The following is a 17,507-nucleotide window of genomic DNA, read 5'->3' as shown; positions in this document are numbered from 1 at the left end:
TAGTTTATTTAGTTTCCATCATGGAAATATACTCTTTCACCACTTCATAGACATACTCCTGGTTCGAAGATGCGGTTTCAGGGTTGTATGCTCCACCATTTGTCTTGTTATTGGACAGTACGCGGATTCCCAGGAACGCTACATCATAAGCACCTGCAATCTGTGCTGCTGCAGCCCCTTCCATTTCCTCTACAGAAGTACCGTATTTCTCATGGAACCATTGAATTCGGTCCACTTCATTATTCCACACGTCGGCAGAACCGATGGTACCTTCGACGATCTTTCCATCGGTGTATGTATCCTTTACTGCTTTGGCAGCTTGGAGTAAGTCCTCGTCTCCATCGTAGTATCGGATTTTCTCAGCATTCGGGTCTTCACCCGCACTGCCTTCAGAGGCCATTAAGTCCATCGGCTTCCAGACGGTTGGATCAATTCCTGCGTTATCAGCTTTGTCAGCTGTTTTCAATGAACCCAGGTTAACGGTTCTTTCTCCTAATACGATATCAAATACATGTAGTTCAGGGTCATGTCCACCTGATGTTCCTTGGTTGATGATGGCGATCGGATCGTATTTCTCAATGGCTACCGCAGTAGCCGCTGCCGTGTTTTCCATCCCTTTACCGGTTTTGGCAACGATGACAGGATAATCATCAAGCGTTCCTATGTAAAAAACAAATGATCCCGATTTTTCTTCTTTCACATTTTCTAATTTACCTGCAAATTTTTCAGCTTCAATAGGCATTGGACCTTGAATCATAATGGGTCTCTCTGCCTCTTCTTCCTTAGCTGCAGTCTGAGAAGTGGAACTGCACCCAGTAAATAAGGATAATGCGAGTACGGATAATGATACAAATAAAGCCAGTTTCTTTTTCATCAAAATCTCTCCTTTTTCGTTTTTTTCTAGATGGTGATATCTCGCTGTTTTGCCCAAAAGAAAAAGATCTAGAACATGTAGAGTGTTTTCTACTATCCAGACCTTTGAAGTTAAAGTATACGTGAATGATGGGAATGCCCATCACAAAATGGCAACGGCAAAAAACCGAAAAACCGAATACTTCAACTCGTAGTCTAGTTCTTATAATGGGAACCAGGTAGAAACACTCAGACCATATTACCGAGGATATACGAGTAATGATATGTAATTAGTACAGTGTTAATATAACAAACTCCATTTAAACAATCAACACAAAATACGAATTTTATTCAATTATTCATATTTAATGTTCGTATTTTAGGGTAACCAACCCAACATAATGGGCATCTTGCACAGCCTTAGATTTGATATATAAATTGAGAATACTATAATGAAAGAACGTTAAACAAAAAACAACGGGGTGAAAAACATGAAAATCGGACTTATAGGATTAGGAGATATCGCCAAGAAAGCCTACCTGCCAGTTCTCTCTGAAAAAGAAGGAATCGAACTCGTGCTTTGCACAAGGAATGTCGAAACTCTAAATGCTCTTGCACATAAATATCGCATCCAGGAAAAGGTTCAGAGTATTGAAGAGTTGATTGCTACCAATATTGACGCAGCATTTGTAAGTACGGCTACAGAAGCCCACTTTGAAATAACGGAAAAACTGCTCTAGAATGGGGTCAACGTATACATAGACAAGCCGATTTCCTTGAACATTCACGAAACCGAAAGAATCGTCCAGCTCGCTAAAGAAAATGGCAAAGTCGCCATGGTTGGTTTCAACAGACGATTCATACCAAAAGTGAGAGAGCTGAGAGAGCATGGCAAACCCAGCTTTCTCCTTATGCAAAAAAACAGATACGCTTTACCTGATTACGCCAGAAGGTTCGTCGTAGAAGATTTCATCCATGTTGTAGATACGCTGCGATTCTTAATGGATACAGAGGTCCAGGATGTAAAGGTTCAGCATTTAATAAAAGATGACATGCTCCATCACTTAGTCGTCCAGCTCATCGGCGAGGAGTGCACCTCAGTCGGAATCATGAACCGGGACGGCGGTGTGACGGAAGAAATCATCGAGTACTCGGCAGGTCATCATAAATATGTCGTCAACAGTCTCGTTGAAACGACTCATTATCATAATAAAGAAGTCAGCCTTTCTTCATTTGGAGATTGGGAGCATACTTTATATAAGCGTGGGTTTTATGATTTAGTGGATCATTTCATAGACTGTGTGGAAAATGGTACAACCCCTGACCCATCGATTGAGGATTCACTGGTTACCCATGAGATTTGTGAGAGGATAGTCGGGATGATTGAATAGTAGGTCAGATAGATGGGGAAGGGGACATGGAAAGCCCCTTTCCCCTTTTTAGAATAAAGGGTTTTTCTCAATTTGCAACCAATGCTCGGACTTCTCAATCTCTCCAGCCAATTGCAACAGCAGATCCTCTCTGCCTTTTGCTGCCATCACCTGGACTCCGACCGGCAGCCCTTCAGAAGTCTGATGTATCGGAAGTGACATGGCCGGCTGTCCTGTTAAATTGGCCAACTGCGTGAAAGGGGTACGCATCAGATTCTTCTGTGCTATCTGATCAACGATCCCAATCTTTTTCACCAGTCTCCTGAGTCCCAATTTCCCTATTGAACTGATCAGGAATTTCTCTGATTGGGTCGGTTCCAGTTCTCCTATCCTGGCCGGTGGAAAAGCTGTTGTAGGGGTAAGGTAGAAATCATACGTTTCATGAAATGTTTCCATTTGATAAGCTGCTATGTCCCACTCCCTGATACTCAGGATAAATTCTTCTGCAGGAGTGACCTTTCCGATCAATCCCAGGAGCCAGGTGGAGGGTTCCACATCAGCGTAAGTAACTTTTCGTCCCAGCACTTCTTCCAACGAAGTTAACAGTGCAGCGGTTTCACCAAAGTACATTGTTAAGAAACTTCTCGCAATCTTGTGTCCATCCACCGGCACCTCTTTTTCTTCCACATAATGGCCCATGGACTCTAGTAATTTAGCAGCTCTCACAACAGCCTTCTCGCACTCGGGATGTACTTCAGTGCCTATGGGAGAAGCTGTGGAATAGGCAATCCTTAATTTCTTGCCCAATGGGGTTTGTGATGCTTCCAAGTATCTCCCTGCAAATGGAGGGGCATAAAAAGCAGCAGACTTTTCATACGTTCGTAATTCATCCAGCATGGCAGCATTATCCCTGACTGATCGGGTTAAAACATGCTCAACAGAGGCCCCTTGCCATGTTCTTCCGTAGGTTGGACCAACAGGTGTTCTTCCCCTCGTCGGTTTCAAACCAAATAACCCGCAATAGCCAGCCGGGATCCTTATAGATCCCCCACCATCGTTGGCACCCGCGATCGGAACAATGCCGGATGCTACCGCAGCGGCTGAACCGCCACTTGAACCTCCAGGCGTATAATCCAAATTCCACGGATTTCTTGTCGCACCGTGATGTGAAGGCTCTGTAATAGCCACTAAAGCAAATTCAGGCACATTCGTTTGTCCCAGAATGACCACACCTACTTCACGCAATCTCCTGGTGTACTCTGCATCTGTCTTCGCTCGGTAGGTTTGAAGTGATCTTGAACCTGCTGTCATAGGCTCCCCTTCTATTTCCTGAGTGATATTTTTCAATAGCATTGGTACACCGGCGAATGCTCCAGTAAGCTCTTTGTCTGCAACCTCCCTCGCCTGTTCATACATTTTGTGAATCACTGCGTTCAACTTCGGATTGTTGGCTTCTATTATTTTAATGGCTTCTTCAACCAATTCTTTAGGATGAACTTCTTTTTTCTTCACTAACTCTGCGAGCCCTAAACCGTCGTAGTTTTTATAATCAAACCCCTGCATCCTGCTCACCCCTATTGACTATGTATCTATGACTTTCTACATAATGGGAAAATATCCTTTTTTTAATAAAAATCATTAACACTGTAGACAAAAAAAGAAGGTAGTCACCCAATACAGTATCACATTAGAGTTGGTGGCAGAGTCTGTATTTAGAGTTTACCTGCCGATGGATACTGGTATAAAAGACTCAAAAAAGAAGTCACATACCGACGTGTTATTTTCAGATAATTGTTACTATTGAGTGATATACGTCTATTGATCACTCTTGTATACTTTTAATCGAAACGTTTCACCAAAATGAAAGGAAGTGTCAAATGTGAAGAAATATTTTTCATTGCTTTTAGCTTTATTGCTTATCGTCAGCGCCACGCTCCCTGCTTCGGCTTCTGCAAAGCACACAACCAAAGGAAAAGAGATCGCTTTATCCAAACAATTGAAAGCGATTTCAAAGAATACCTATCGATACTTCGAGGATTTTACAAATGAAAAAACGGGACTCACTTATGATGCCGTCCGTATGGATAACGGGGAGATCAATGCCCAGAAATTCACTTCCCCAACGAACATTGCCATGTATATGATGAGTACGATTTCAGCTGAGGAAGTCGGCCTGATCTCACGTGAAGAAGCCGTGACCAACATCGAAAAGACGTTGAATTCATTAAAAGATATGGAAAAATGGAACGGATTATTTTACAACTGGTACTATACAGAAGATGCAACGCTTATGACGGATTGGGGTCAATTCATCTCAACGGTAGATAATGGATGGCTGTCTGCAGGTCTCATTGTAGTGGGACAAGCGTATCCGGAACTCTATGAAGAAACTCACGCATTAGTAGAGGACATGGATTATTCCACTCTTTACACCCCGGAAGTAGGACAAATGCGTGGCGGATATGATGTAGCAACCGAGAGCTATACTTCTCACCATTACGGTGCCTTTTATACGGAACCACGTGTGGCAAGCTACATCGCGATCGGGAAAGAGGACGTACCGGAAGAGCACTGGTGGAGAATGTTCCGCACCATGCCAGAAAGCTGGGATTGGCAGGCTCAAATTCCTGAAGGATATACAGAAACATATGACGGCGTAGATGTCTTCGAAGGACATTACAGCTACAAGGGCACTAAATATGTACCAAGCTGGGGAGGAAGCATGTTTGAAGCATTGATGCCACAGCTTGTACTGAAGGAAAAAGAACTCGGGAAGAACGCACTCGGCTTGAACAATAAGCGTCATGTAGACATCCAGATTCAATATGCTAAAGAACAAGGGTATGCAGCCTGGGGCATGTCACCAGCAGCCACACCGGATAATTATTCAGAATTTGCCGCTACACCTCTGGGTATGGACGGCTATAAGTCAGATGGCACTGTCACTCCACATGCCACATTCCTGGCACTTGAATACGCACCGATGGAAGCATTCAAAAACATCCAGGCGTTGAAACGTTTCGATATGTATGGTAAATATGGCTTCCTTGATTCAGTCAATGTGGAAACGGGAGAAGTGACACAAGCCTACCTCGCTTTAGATCAAGGTATGACAATGGTCTCAATCGTCAACTATTTAAAGGATGGAGTCATCAGAGATTACTTCCATCAAGATCGAATTGGGAAATCACCTGAGGACTTGCTGATTAAAGAGACGTTTTCTATTAAATAATAGTAGCGATAATGATGTAAGAGCCCAAGTGACTGAATCACTTGGGCTTTTGCATTTAAATATTATTGCCTACCTCCACCTCTTCGCCAACGCCTCAATATGACCAGGATCCGTCCGGCAGCATCCACCAATGATACGAGCACCTGCCTCGTACCAAATTACTGATTCCTCATCAAACGCGCAACACCCTTTCTCCCCATGCCACGTTTTGGTCTCAGCATTGTAAGTCTCACCTGAGTTCGGGTACGCGATGATTGGTTTGTCAGTGTTTCTGCTTAATACGCTTATCGCCTTCTCGGCCGCAGGTATAGGTGCACAATTCACACCAATTGCAGCGATTTGTTCATCGTCATTGAACACACGCGCGCACTCTTCAATCCCCGTTCCATCACTTATCGTCTCTCCATCCTTTAATGAAAAAGACAGCCAGGCCCAGGTATCGGGAAATTCTTTCAGAAGTGAAGCTAGTACCTTTGCTTCCTGCAAGGACGGGATGGTTTCGAATGCCAACAAATCAGCTCCCGCCTCCACTAATGCCTGGATTCTCGGAAAATGGAAATCTGCTAACTGTTTATCGCTTACTCCATAGTTCCCCACGTATTCAGAACCGTCAGCAAGGTATGCCCCGTAAGGTCCTACAGAACCTGCAACGATTGGCTTCGGCCGATTCGAATTTCCCTTCTCTTCCTTCCAGAAGTCATCTCGGGCCTGTTTGGCGAGAGTAACCGTTTTCTTGATTAATTCCAGAGCTTCAGGTTTCTCTATACCTCGCTTTCGAAAACCATCCACCGTCGCCTGGTAGCTGGCTGTAATCGCACAATCGGCTCCTGCACGGAAATAATCAGCATGAACCTTCTCAATCGCTTCCGGTTTTTCAAGGAGTATACTGGCAGACCAAAGGGGATCGTTTAAATCAAAGCCATGGGATTCCAGCTCTGTGGCTAATGCTCCATCTATAATCAGTTGGGAATGTATTTGTAAAATAGCATCAATGGGATTTAGCTTCAGTTGATTCGACATTACCTCTTCCTCTTTTCTTTATGTATTGTGTTAGATAATAGCTTCCATAGCAAAGGGCTATAAATGGGATCCCGCAATAAAGGGCTATCCTCTGAGTGGTATCAAAGGCAATGCCGATACAAGAAGCTAGACAAAGCAGAAATGCCGCAATGGGAACGAGTGGGTAGAGCGGCGTCCGATAAGTCAAGTCTTTCACGTCGTTTCCCTCCCTTATGTACTGTCTTCGAAATAGAAATTGGGCAGCACTAATGCTCATCCACACGATTACTACCGCAAGGCCAGAGATCGACACCAATGCGATGTAGACCGTCCCCGGTGCAATGATGCTTGAAAGCAATGCCAGCCCCCCTCCCAGCATGCTGCAAACTATCGCATTGAGAGGGACTCCCCGATCAGTCAATTTGGCAAAAACCGGTGAGATCATTTGCTTATCTGAGAGCGACCACAGCATTCTGGAGGAAGCATACAGACCGGAGTTTGCCGCTGATAAAATGGCCGTTATGATCACAAAATTCATGATATCGGCGGCATACGGGATTCCAATCCGACCAAGCACCGCTACGAAAGGACTTTCCAATACACCGGCTGACTGGCTCGGTAATAAAGCGGATAATACGACAATCGTCCCTACATAAAAGATGATCAATCTCACAAGCGTGGTGCGGATGGCTTTAGGAATCGATTTGGATGGATTCTCTGTTTCTCCCGCCGCAACCCCGATCAATTCTGTTCCTGAAAAGGCAAAATTGACAGCAAGCATTGTCATCAAGATGGCAAATGCCCCATTCGGAAACAACCCTGAATTTGTGATATTCGAGAAAAACGGAGCGGGCTCTGAATGACTGAGAGAGATGAACCCGACGATCGCACCTGCCCCGATCACAATAAACGCAACGATCGCAATCACTTTTACTAAAGAAAACCAAAATTCAGATTCAGCAAAAAAACGCACAGACAACGTATTAAGCACAAAAATCAACGCAGCAAAGACCGCGCTCCAGATCGATACACTAATCGAAGGAAACCAACGCTGCATCATCAAACCAGCCGCCGTAAACTCCGACCCCAATGCCACTGTCCATGTCAGCCAATACAACCAGCCAACAGTGTACCCGGTCCCAGGTCCAATGAACTTTGCAGCATAACTATGAAAGGATCCTGTTTCCGGCATATGGACAGAAAGTTCACCTAAACAAAGCATCACAAGATACACCACCAGCGCCCCAACCAAATAAGCAAGGATCGTCCCAAATGGTCCTGCCTGATGAATCGTATACCCCGAACTCAAGAAAAGCCCGGTTCCGATCACCCCTCCAAGTGACAGCATCACTAAATGACGTGTCTTCATCGCTCTTTTAAAACTCTGTCCTGCGTTTTCCATCAAAAACACCCTTCCTTCTAAATATATTGTGGAATGGGTAGACAAACAAAAAACGCACCCTGAACGAGTGCGTCACCGACAAATAAAAGATTGCTCCTATCTATCAGGGTTTGAGTCACCCGCTGGAATTAGCACAGTATCTTCACAGACCTGTTGCTGAGGCTTCAAAGGGCCAGTCCCTCCACCTCTCTGGATAAGAAATATGTAGATTTTTTAAAACTCTATCAATATATTGGAATAATGTCAAGACCATGAAATAGATGAGTAGCCCAGCCTATCCGAATGTTACTTTGGGAAGAAAAAAGGGAACAACTATACTAAAAAAGGAGAAACTGCCATGCCAGAAGGTCCGGAAATCAGACGAGCCGCAGATTCCGTTGAACGTGCTCTAAAAAATAAAACCGTCGAAGATATTTATTTTGCCTTCCCTCATTTAGAAGACTACGGGGATCTGCTAAAGGGGTCAATCGTGACGAGGGTCGATACGAAAGGAAAAGCCATGCTCATCCGCTTTGACAATGGGTACACCATCTACTCCCACAATCAGCTTTACGGGAAATGGTATTTCAGAAACACATATAACTACCCGAAAACAAACCGTCAGCTCCGGTTGGCCTTACATAATGAGAATAAATCGGCACTTCTCTATAGCGCATCTGATATCGAGGTTCTTCGTGACGAAGAAGTGCCCGGGCACCCATTCGTCTCAAAAGTCGGCCCCGATCTTTTAAGCGAAGAGGTATCCGTAGATGAGCTGATGGAACGGATGAAGGATAAACGATTCCGAAACCGCAAATGGTCGATTCTATTGCTGGATCAAGGTTTCGTAGCAGGTATCGGAAATTATTTGCGATCTGAAATCATGTTTGTTGCTGGTATACACCCTTCCCTCAGGCCAGTTGACTGCACAGAGAAGCAATTGAAGAAAGCTGCACATAGCATCAAGGATTTAGTGAGACAATCGTATGAGACTGGTGGGATCACCAATGATCTCGACCTAGCACAGAAACTGAAAGGACAAGGAGTGAAGCGTTCCCGCTATCGTCACTGGGTCTTTAACCGGGAAAGTGGATCCTGCTTCATCTGTGGAAGTGAAATCGAGAAGGCGGTGGCAGCTTCAAGAAGGCTGTACTATTGTCCTGTTTGTCAGGGACTAGAATGATAACGATAAAAGGGTACGTGGCTTTCTTAATGCCTCGTACCCTTTTATCAGTTTAACGTCAACCCACAGTTTCTATTCCGTACTCCGGTTAATCGCTTCTTTCATGGAAATCCCTTTCAACTTTCGATGGTTCAGCCATAGGGATACATAATACGATGTGATGATGATGATAAAACTGATGAGGACACTCATCCAGTCCAGCTTTACGGGAATCGTCACATTCATCTCTGAGGTGATCGAATTCATAAAGGCTGAAATCGACAGGAGCGTCACGGGAATGCCTATCACATACCCAAGGATGATAAACCAAATATTGTAACCTATCATCATGCTCATGATTGATTTCTCCCGATAACCGATGACTTTCATGAGTGAGATTTTGAATGAATTTTCTTCAATTAATAATGAAATCAGTATATAGATGATGATGACAGCAATGATGGCAGCAACAAAGGCAATCGCTGCTACTCCATAGTTCAACGGCTTGATCATTTCCTTGAATCCGTCAATCGTATCGGATGATTTGGATATCGACACGATCTTTTCTTTCGGTAGCGTGAGTTCTTTGTTTGAATAAATCTCTGTATAACTTCCTGAAGGATAGTCATTTAATTGGTTGAATTCCTCCAGAGGCATATAGATCATACTTCCGAGATACGATACTGCGATGTGATCAATGGTGAGGGTAAAGGATTTATCCGTCAGTTCATTTGTCACATGAATCGAATCACCTTCTTGAATCCCTAATTTATCCGAGAGGGACTTATTCATGATGACTGAATTGAACTTGAGCTTTTCACCGCTGGAGTCCTCTAATCGAATGGCTGTATTATCCGGTTTCAGGCCTGTAATCGACAAACTCTCCTTATCTGTGGTAAATGGGGCCACAGCTCCGATCTGTCCCGATTCAGGATGGTCAGTCTGTGGAGCTTTGAATAGATAGCTATACTCATAGTCGTACACTTGTTGAAAATTATCGGTCACCAGGTACTCCATCGAATTCTTGGTGACGAAGCCGAACAACAATAATAACGAGGCAAACATCACACCGATGATCAAAAAGAGCGCTCTTGGAAGGTTGCGCATGATTTCCCGGATCACGAACTTCCGGTGGAACGGCAGCTCCTTAAGTTTAAATAACCTCTCCAGCTTGCTTACTTTCACCTTGCGTTCCCCACCTTTTATTAAACTTACGGGTGGGATCTTCAAGACGCGTTGAACCAAATAATAGGTTAACGGGATGAACAGAACAAGTGGTAACAATAAACTCGTAAGCAAATAACCCACATGTGGTTTCACTTCCAATACAGGCAGATTATAATAAGCCGCGAAAGTTGAGAGCAATGGATGCAAGCATACCCACCCAAGGATCGTACCCACAACACTTCCTGAGACGGCAAGAATCCCGGCATAGGAGAGATAGTGACGGATAATTTCTTTTTTCCTGTAGCCAAGGGCATACAATGTGCCGATCTGTACATATTCCTTTTTCATTAAGCGCCACAATAATATGAGAATGATCACCATACTAATGAACAAAATGCCTACCGGAAGAAGTTGCCCCATCTTCTTGACACCGGCAATATCCCCTTTAATGAAGGAAATGCGATTATTATCTTTTTTATCTGTCCATTTAATGATCTGATTCGTTTGATTGATTTGCTTCTTCAGTTCTTCGGGGGAGGCATCTGAAAGGCGGACGCTATAGTATACCTGATGATCTTTCCACTTTTCCAAAACAGATTGTTTCACGACTGCGACCCCGAATGCATCAGGATTTTTCAGAAAGCCCGCTTCCTCTTTTAATGGATAGATATAATCAGGAATCGCCATGTATCCTGCAACTCGGAACGTTTCCCCTCCCAGTTCAACCTCGTTTCCAATCGAAATATCATGTGCGTTGCCAAAACCTTTATCTACTAAAATATCCCGCTCCGAGGACAGGTTTTTACCTTTAACGACAGAATGGAGATTAACATCGTCAGTGGCGGCATCCAACATCCTGAGTGTCGTATCTTTACTGTATGGAACATCCGCTACATACCTCTCCTCAATATCTGCCCCATTTTGTTTTTCAATCCCTTTGATATCTTTCAAAGGCTCTTGTGTAATGAATTGAGCATCTTCAACCTTATTCTCCTTAAAAAACATCTGTAAATTATCAATGAGATTCGCTCCAGCCGCGGTAAACGAGTAAAACACAATGGAGCTGATCACAATCAGAAACCACGCAGAGAAAAACTGCGCCTTTTTTTCCATAATGGTCCGAAAGAGTTTTTTTCGAAGAGGCATCACCACTCAACCCCTTCAGCAGAGGTCTGATATTCATTGACAAAGTCGGATTCGATTTTTCCATCCTTAAGTGTGATGACCCGCTTCGCCATGCTTTTAATCGCCTGATTATGTGTAATGATGAGGACTGTTGTGTTAAACTCTTTATTCACTTTCTCAATCAGCTGCAAAATTTCTTTCGATGTACCGGAATCCAAAGCTCCTGTCGGTTCGTCACATAATAATAGTTTCGGAGCTTTAACGACCGCACGTGCAATCGATACACGCTGCTGCTGTCCGCCGCTTAATTCCCGCGGAAAGCGATCCTCCATCCCCGACAATCCCACGGCATCAATCACCTCTTGAATAGACAATGCCTCCCGACTGATATTCGCCGTCAATTCGATATTTTCATAGACCGTTAAATTAGGGATCAGATTATACATTTGAAAGACAAAACCAACGTCTTCCCTTCTATAATCCACGAGATGACGATCATTCAATTGGGTGATATCCTTCTCATTGATCTTGATACTCCCGGAATCAATCCCATCAATGCCGCCAATGGCATTCAACAAGGTGGATTTCCCCGAACCGGAAGGACCTAGAATGACGACAATTTCCCCCTGTTCCACTAGTATGTGAATATCCGTCAGTGCTTGAAAGGTCGTTTGACCGCTTTGATAGGTTTTATGAACCCCATTGATACTCAAGATGCTCATCTTCATTCCTTCTTTCCCGATCTTATTTTCCCTTCAAATAAAAATCGTATATGCCTCGATAGCTGTTCCTTGTACTCTTCGTGACTCATGGATTCGTTATACATGTAAAACATCGTATCCGACATGGCTGCACTATAGATGGCATATGCCGCTTCCTGTGGGTCAACCTTGACGAGAAAACAACCAGAATGGCTTTCAATCATAAACATGATCCATTTCATCATCTCTTCATCGATGCCAAATAACCCCTGCCTCAGCCGAATACTTTCCTCCACTTCCTCCGTCATCACGTGAAACAGCTCACGCCAAAACGCTTTCGGATAGTGCTGAAAAAACTCCGCAAACCCGTGCATGGCTCCAATCACACTTTCTACTAAATCACCTTCATCCTCGTATGGATCATCGAGTGCCCCCTTCATCCCCTCCGCTTCTTCTGTGAAAATGCGGAGCAGCAGTGATCCCTTAGAAGGAAAATAATTATAAATGGTTCCGGTTCCTACCCCTGCATCCTTTGCAATTTCAACCATCGAAGCCTGTTGGTATCCCTTCTCAGAAAAAATATGTTTTGCCGCTTCCATAATGCTCTGCTGTGTTTGCCGTTTTTTATCTTCTCGTAACCCTGCCATATTGTTGTTCCTCCCAAAAAGTGAACGAGTTCATTTATGAATCTATTCATATTTTAAATGGAAAAATATTGATTGTCAAATAAGGCCTGACCCCCAGTACGCTAATTCCATTAACGTATTGTTGGCCAGGCCGGTTTTCATATTTTAATGAGTGTTCACGAAACGGCTCTCTTCAGCTCTCTCGCCGCTTCTCTGATGTTTTTGGCACCTGATATGGCTGAAATCACCGAGATCCCATCCGCACCAGCATCAATGACTTCTTTGGCATTCATTGAACTGATGCCTCCAATCCCCACAATCGGTGTAGGAATATCGTTTATTCGAAAGCTTTTGATGATGTCCAAGCCGTGAATTTTGACTGTGTCGTCTTTTGAAAGGGTGGGATAGATGGGACCAAGTCCTAAGTAATCCGCCCCATCGGCAATCGCCTGCTGAGCTTCGGCAAGTGTATGAGTGGAAACCCCAAGCCATTTATGACCAATTTTTTCCCGTACCATACTTGCCCTTTCGTCTTCCTGACCGATGTGAACCCCATCAGCCTCAATGGCTAAAGCCAATTCCACATCGTCATTTACAATAAAAGGGATCTCTGCATCCTTACAAATCTTCTGCAGTTTTTCAGCGAGTTTCATCTTTTCCTGTCCTTCTAAGGCACCCACTCCTTTTTCCCGGAATTGAAAAAGGGTTATGCCTCCTTCTATTGCCTGTTCTAACACATAGGCAGGATCTTTCAAACAATTTGTACTTCCCATAATAAAATAAAGAGTAAGAAAATCCACTAATTGTTCTCGTTTATCCATCATTCACTTTCACCAAATGCCTTCTTATTGTAAGCCCAATGATTCGTCGGACCATGACCATTCCCAATACCGAGCGGGTTTTCAATCGCTGCCCGGATAAACGCTTTAGCCGTCTTGACCGCTTCCTTGATGTCCATCCCTTTCGCCAATTGAGCAGTAATCGCAGCCGAGAAGGTGCATCCTGTACCATGAGTATGAAACGTCTCGATTCTCGGAGAGACCATTTCCTCGAACGTAGTTCCATCATAGAAGAGATCGATCACCTGCTCGCCATCGGCATGTCCTCCTTTTATGACGACTGATTTGGTACCCATTTCAATCAGCATCTTAGAGGCATCTTTTCGATCGTCCAGTGTTTCAATCTTTATTCCGGTGATGACTTCTGCTTCAGGTAAATTAGGAGTAATGACAGCAGATAGTGGTATTAATTGTTCCTTTAATGCCTGAATGGCTTCATTTTGTAAAAGTTTGGCTCCGCCTTTTGCGATCATGACTGGATCCACCACAAGATTCTTCCAGCCATAATGATGGATTCGTTCACTTACCGCCTCAATGACTTCTCCGGAATGCAGCATGCCCGTTTTTGAAGCATGGGGTCCAAGGTCTTGGCCAATCGCATCCAATTGCTGAACGATTCCTTCCATTGAAACAGGATAAACGCCTTGGACGCCTAATGTGTTTTGAGCGGTTACGGCCGTGATGACCGACATTCCATAGGCACCAAGCTCCTGAAATGTTTTTAAATCTGCCTGAATGCCTGCTCCTCCGCCACTATCTGAACCTGCTATCGTCAATGCCTTATATACAGTCATGATACTAACACCCTTCCCTTTTAGATTCTCTCTATATTTGCAAGTGCTTCATCTTCTTCACGAATGGAGGAAAGTTGATCGATGAATTCAATTTGAAAACTTCCCGGACCCTTTTCAGAAGTAACACGTGCTGCTTTTTCTGCTGCTATTCCATATACAGCAGCTGCCGATACAGCAGCTTTTAAGGGATCTTTCTCAATGGCTGCGAACGCACCGATGACCGATGATAATAAACAGCCCGTCCCGGTGACCTTCGTTAAGATCGGATGACCATTCGCAACTGAATAGGTACCTTGCCGATTCGAAATGATATCAATTTTCCCGGTTATGACAACGGTACAATCCAATTGTGCCGCCACCTTTTGGGCTAATTCCACCGTGTCTCCCCCATCTGAACCGACGTCAACCCCTTTGATTGCCCATTGTTCTCCCGCAACATGAGCCACTTCCGCTGCATTCCCTCTTAAGATGGAGACGTTTACTTCATTCAGGATTTCCCTTGCCATCTCAGTACGGAATAAAGTTGCCCCTGCTCCAACCGGATCCAGAATAACAGGTACCTCTTTTTCATTTGCCGCTTTACCAGCGATGATCATGCTATCGATGATGTCTCTTGATAAGGTTCCAATGTTAAGGACAAGGGCCCCTGCCAACTTCGCCATATCCCCTACTTCTTCTTTCGCATAGGCCATCACCGGGGATGCCCCGATAGCCAGCAAACCATTGGCCGTAAAATTCGTGACCACTACGTTCGTTATATTATGTACTAATGGATTTTCTTCTCGTACTTTCTGAACTAAATCATACATTCTCATTGTTCCTCCTTTGTCATTATGAAAGAAAGACGGGACCTGCCCCTGATATGCTACTACTATAGCATATCAGGGTTGAATCCATTTGAGAAAACACTTCAATCCGGGAACAAAAAAAGCCCATTCCATCTGCTTTCTGCCAGACAAAATGGGCTTTTCCTATTCTACATTCCGTATTTCTCCCGATAAAAATCATGCTTCGGCTGAAACAACTCTTCACCAGATTGTCTGACGTCGGAGAAATGATCCACATTATAATGACCATTTAACGCATTGTTATGGTGCTGAATAATTTGCTCAGCCTTTAACGCAGGTGAGTCCTTTGTCGAGTGACCATCTGCTACCAGGGTTACGTCCAATCCATTAACGGTTGCATACCGAACAGCGGTGTCGATACAATATTCCGTTTGGCATCCCATGATCACGACATGTTCGACCTTTTTATCTTTTAAAAAGCTTAGTAATGGCGTACCGTAAAACGAATTGGTCGCTAATTTATCATACACAACGGCATTGTCCGGAACATGGATATCCTTGTGAACCTGGAATCCATCACCTTCCCCGCCGCCGACATCCTTATCCCGTATAAAGACGAGATGAGCACCAACTTCAGTTGCCTTTTGGATGACCTGATTTATGTTTTTAATCAGCCTTTCTTTTTGAAATACGGCTTGTTCCCCTTCATTTCCTTCGATTAATTCCTGCTGGGCATCAATCACGAGCAATGCTTGGTTCAATAGAAAAACTCCTTTATCTCCTTTTTCTCCTCATCAATCTTTAAATAGTTTCGACTTATCAGTGAGAAAGTCCTCTTACACTCAAAAAAAAACAGGAAACCTTTATAGGCTTCCTGCTACAGGTTCATACTTCATGTACCACAATACGTTCGGTAAGGACGAGCAGATGGATCCGGGAGTTTCGTGTACTTGCACTGTTCTGTCGATAACTGGTAAGGATTTTCAAGAACCTCAAGCAAACGCTCCATAACCTTGTAATCATTGCTTTCCACAGCAGCTTCCAACGCTTCCTCCACACGGTGATTCCGGGGAATCACAGCTGGATTGTGTTTTCGCATTAACTGATGAGTTGCTTGTTTCGATTCTTCTTGCCTGTTAAGTCTTTCTTCCCAGCGTTCTTTCCATTGAGCAAATTCCGAATTTTTAAACAGATCGATTTCTTCTTCGTTTGTTAATGAACGGAATGTATTTGTATAGTCGGCACGATTATCTTTCATCAAACCCAGAAGTTCTTTCGCAAGGGATTCGTCCCCATCTTCTTCATTGAAAATACCGAGTTTCCCTCTCATTCCGTCCAGCCAATTAGCTTCATACAACTTAGGAAATTCCATCACAGCATCCTGGGCAAGCTTCAGCGACTCTTCCTGATCATTATGAAGAATCGGTAATAGACTTTCAGCAAATCGGGCCAGGTTCCAACCGGCAATTTGAGGCTGATTTCCGTAGGCATAACGCCCTCCGGTATCAATGGAGCTGAAGACCGTTGCAGGGTCATACGTATCCATAAAAGCGCATGGTCCATAATCAATGGTTTCTCCGCTGATTGTCATGTTATCTGTGTTCATCACGCCATGAATGAACCCGACCATTTGCCACTTGGCAATGAGTGCAGCCTGTCGCTTGATTACTTCTTCTAGCAGGTAAAGATAACGGTTCGGTGCTTTCATACCTTCCGGGTAGTGACGCTCCACCGCATAATCAGCCAGTGCGCGGAGATCTTCTACCGTTCCGAATTTTGAAGCAAACTGAAAAGTACCGACGCGAAGATGACTAGCCGCTACTCGGGTCAGAATCGCACCCTGCTGTTCTGTTTCCCGGTAAATCGGCTCACCCGTAATCACCACTGCCAAGCTTCGGGTAGTCGGAATCCCAAGTCCATGCATAGCTTCACTGATGATATGCTCCCTCAGCATCGGTCCAAGTCCCGCGCGACCGTCCCCACCTCGGGAATAAGGGGTTCTCCCTCCCCCTTTAAGCTGGATATCAAAACGCTCACCTGATGGGGTGATCTGTTCACCGATCAGTACGGCGCGACCATCCCCCAGCATATTAAAATAGCCAAACTGATGCCCGGCATAGCTTTGAGCAAGGGGGTCGGCACCTTCGGGGATTTCGTTGCCCGATAAAACCTCTTCCCCAAGTTTCTCTGCATCCAGCCCCAGCGACTCAGCAACACGTTCATTCAGTACGATCAGCTTTGGTGCTTGAACAGGAGTTGGATCCTGTCTTGTAAAAAAAGAACCAGGAAGTGTGGAATAGCTGTTCTCGAGGTTCCAACCTGCTTGATTTCCCATTATCGTCCTCTCCTTTTTTCGTAATAAAACAAAAAACCATAGATCGTCTATGATTTTTTTAAGTTCCTTTTATGTCACCATCATTATAACGTTCTTCTCGGCTAATGTCCTAAATCGCACCTGCGTATGTAGCACT

Annotated in this window: 14 protein-coding genes, 1 pseudogene and 2 riboswitches; of the genes and pseudogenes, 3 read left to right on the top strand and 12 right to left on the bottom strand. The window is 44.2% G+C overall.

Going from position 1 to position 17,507, the window contains the following annotated elements:
- Positions 1–4: 4 nt before the first annotated feature.
- Positions 5–874: a 5'-methylthioadenosine/S-adenosylhomocysteine nucleosidase gene (locus ACQKFO_RS10990; protein ID WP_427598669.1), complete on the bottom strand. Its 870-nt coding sequence runs from the start codon at positions 872–874 to the stop codon at positions 5–7.
- A 170-nt stretch (positions 875–1,044) separates the two neighbouring features.
- A riboswitch (purine riboswitch) is annotated at positions 1,045–1,148 on the bottom strand.
- Between the two features lie 195 nt (positions 1,149–1,343).
- Between ACQKFO_RS10990 and ACQKFO_RS10985 the strand changes: the two are divergent.
- A pseudogene (locus ACQKFO_RS10985) lies at positions 1,344–2,243 on the top strand (Gfo/Idh/MocA family protein).
- 48 nt (positions 2,244–2,291) lie between these two features.
- Here the strand turns inward: ACQKFO_RS10985 and ACQKFO_RS10980 are convergent.
- Positions 2,292–3,785, bottom strand: a complete 1,494-nt coding sequence (locus tag ACQKFO_RS10980) for an amidase family protein (RefSeq protein ID WP_427598668.1) — start codon at positions 3,783–3,785, stop codon at positions 2,292–2,294.
- 316 nt (positions 3,786–4,101) lie between these two features.
- Between ACQKFO_RS10980 and ACQKFO_RS10975 the strand changes: the two genes are divergently transcribed.
- Positions 4,102–5,454, top strand: a complete 1,353-nt coding sequence (locus ACQKFO_RS10975; RefSeq protein WP_427598667.1) for a glucoamylase family protein — start codon at positions 4,102–4,104, stop codon at positions 5,452–5,454.
- A 69-nt stretch (positions 5,455–5,523) separates the two neighbouring features.
- Here ACQKFO_RS10975 and mmuM read toward each other — a convergent pair whose 3' ends face one another.
- Positions 5,524–6,474 (bottom strand): homocysteine S-methyltransferase, encoded by a 951-nt coding sequence (gene mmuM, locus ACQKFO_RS10970; protein ID WP_427598666.1) that lies wholly within the window; start codon positions 6,472–6,474, stop codon positions 5,524–5,526.
- Positions 6,443–7,855 carry an S-methylmethionine permease gene (mmuP, locus tag ACQKFO_RS10965; protein ID WP_427598665.1) on the bottom strand — a complete coding sequence of 471 codons (1,413 nt, stop codon included), beginning with the start codon at positions 7,853–7,855 and terminating at the stop codon, positions 6,443–6,445. Before mmuP ends, mmuM begins: the two co-directional genes overlap by 32 nt.
- A 93-nt stretch (positions 7,856–7,948) precedes the next feature.
- Positions 7,949–8,055, bottom strand: a riboswitch (SAM riboswitch).
- Positions 8,056–8,192: 137 nt separating this feature from the next.
- On the opposite strand from mmuP, the gene nei reads away from it, so the two are divergent.
- Positions 8,193–9,017: an endonuclease VIII gene (nei, locus tag ACQKFO_RS10960; protein WP_427598664.1), complete on the top strand. Its 825-nt coding sequence runs from the start codon at positions 8,193–8,195 to the stop codon at positions 9,015–9,017.
- A 72-nt stretch (positions 9,018–9,089) separates the two neighbouring features.
- On the opposite strand, the gene ACQKFO_RS10955 is transcribed toward nei, so the two are convergent.
- The 8 genes from ACQKFO_RS10955 to ACQKFO_RS10920 form a co-directional block, all read right to left on the bottom strand.
- Positions 9,090–11,309 carry an FtsX-like permease family protein gene (locus ACQKFO_RS10955; RefSeq protein ID WP_427598662.1) on the bottom strand — a complete coding sequence of 740 codons (2,220 nt, stop codon included), beginning with the start codon at positions 11,307–11,309 and terminating at the stop codon, positions 9,090–9,092.
- Positions 11,309–12,010: an ABC transporter ATP-binding protein gene (locus ACQKFO_RS10950; RefSeq protein ID WP_427598660.1), complete on the bottom strand. Its 702-nt coding sequence runs from the start codon at positions 12,008–12,010 to the stop codon at positions 11,309–11,311. The genes ACQKFO_RS10955 and ACQKFO_RS10950 overlap by 1 nt, the downstream gene beginning before the upstream one ends.
- A 2-nt stretch (positions 12,011–12,012) precedes the next feature.
- Positions 12,013–12,636: a TetR/AcrR family transcriptional regulator gene (locus ACQKFO_RS10945; RefSeq protein ID WP_427598659.1), complete on the bottom strand. Its 624-nt coding sequence runs from the start codon at positions 12,634–12,636 to the stop codon at positions 12,013–12,015.
- Positions 12,637–12,791: 155 nt separating this feature from the next.
- Positions 12,792–13,439, bottom strand: coding sequence for a thiamine phosphate synthase (gene thiE / locus ACQKFO_RS10940; protein ID WP_427598658.1), 648 nt, complete (start codon positions 13,437–13,439; stop codon positions 12,792–12,794).
- Complete coding sequence (thiD, locus tag ACQKFO_RS10935) at positions 13,436–14,248, bottom strand: bifunctional hydroxymethylpyrimidine kinase/phosphomethylpyrimidine kinase (protein ID WP_427598657.1); 813 nt, start codon at positions 14,246–14,248, stop codon at positions 13,436–13,438. Before thiD ends, thiE begins: the two co-directional genes overlap by 4 nt.
- A gap of 20 nt (positions 14,249–14,268) precedes the next feature.
- Entirely contained in the window at positions 14,269–15,063 is a 795-nt protein-coding gene (gene thiM / locus ACQKFO_RS10930) for a hydroxyethylthiazole kinase (protein ID WP_427598656.1), read from the bottom strand.
- Between the two features lie 161 nt (positions 15,064–15,224).
- On the bottom strand, positions 15,225–15,797 hold the full coding sequence (locus ACQKFO_RS10925) for an isochorismatase family protein (protein ID WP_427598655.1): 573 nt from the start codon (positions 15,795–15,797) through the stop codon (positions 15,225–15,227).
- A gap of 131 nt (positions 15,798–15,928) precedes the next feature.
- A complete protein-coding gene (locus tag ACQKFO_RS10920; protein WP_427598654.1) occupies positions 15,929–17,371 on the bottom strand; it encodes a protein adenylyltransferase SelO in 1,443 nt (480 codons plus the stop codon).
- Positions 17,372–17,507 lie beyond the last annotated feature (136 nt).

It is taken from the genome of Rossellomorea sp. NPDC071047, assembly GCF_050270195.1.
GTDB lineage: Bacteria > Bacillota > Bacilli > Bacillales > Bacillaceae_B > Rossellomorea.
The sequence above is the reverse complement of the archived record's forward strand: the minus strand, read 5'-3'. Positions and strand labels throughout refer to the sequence as shown.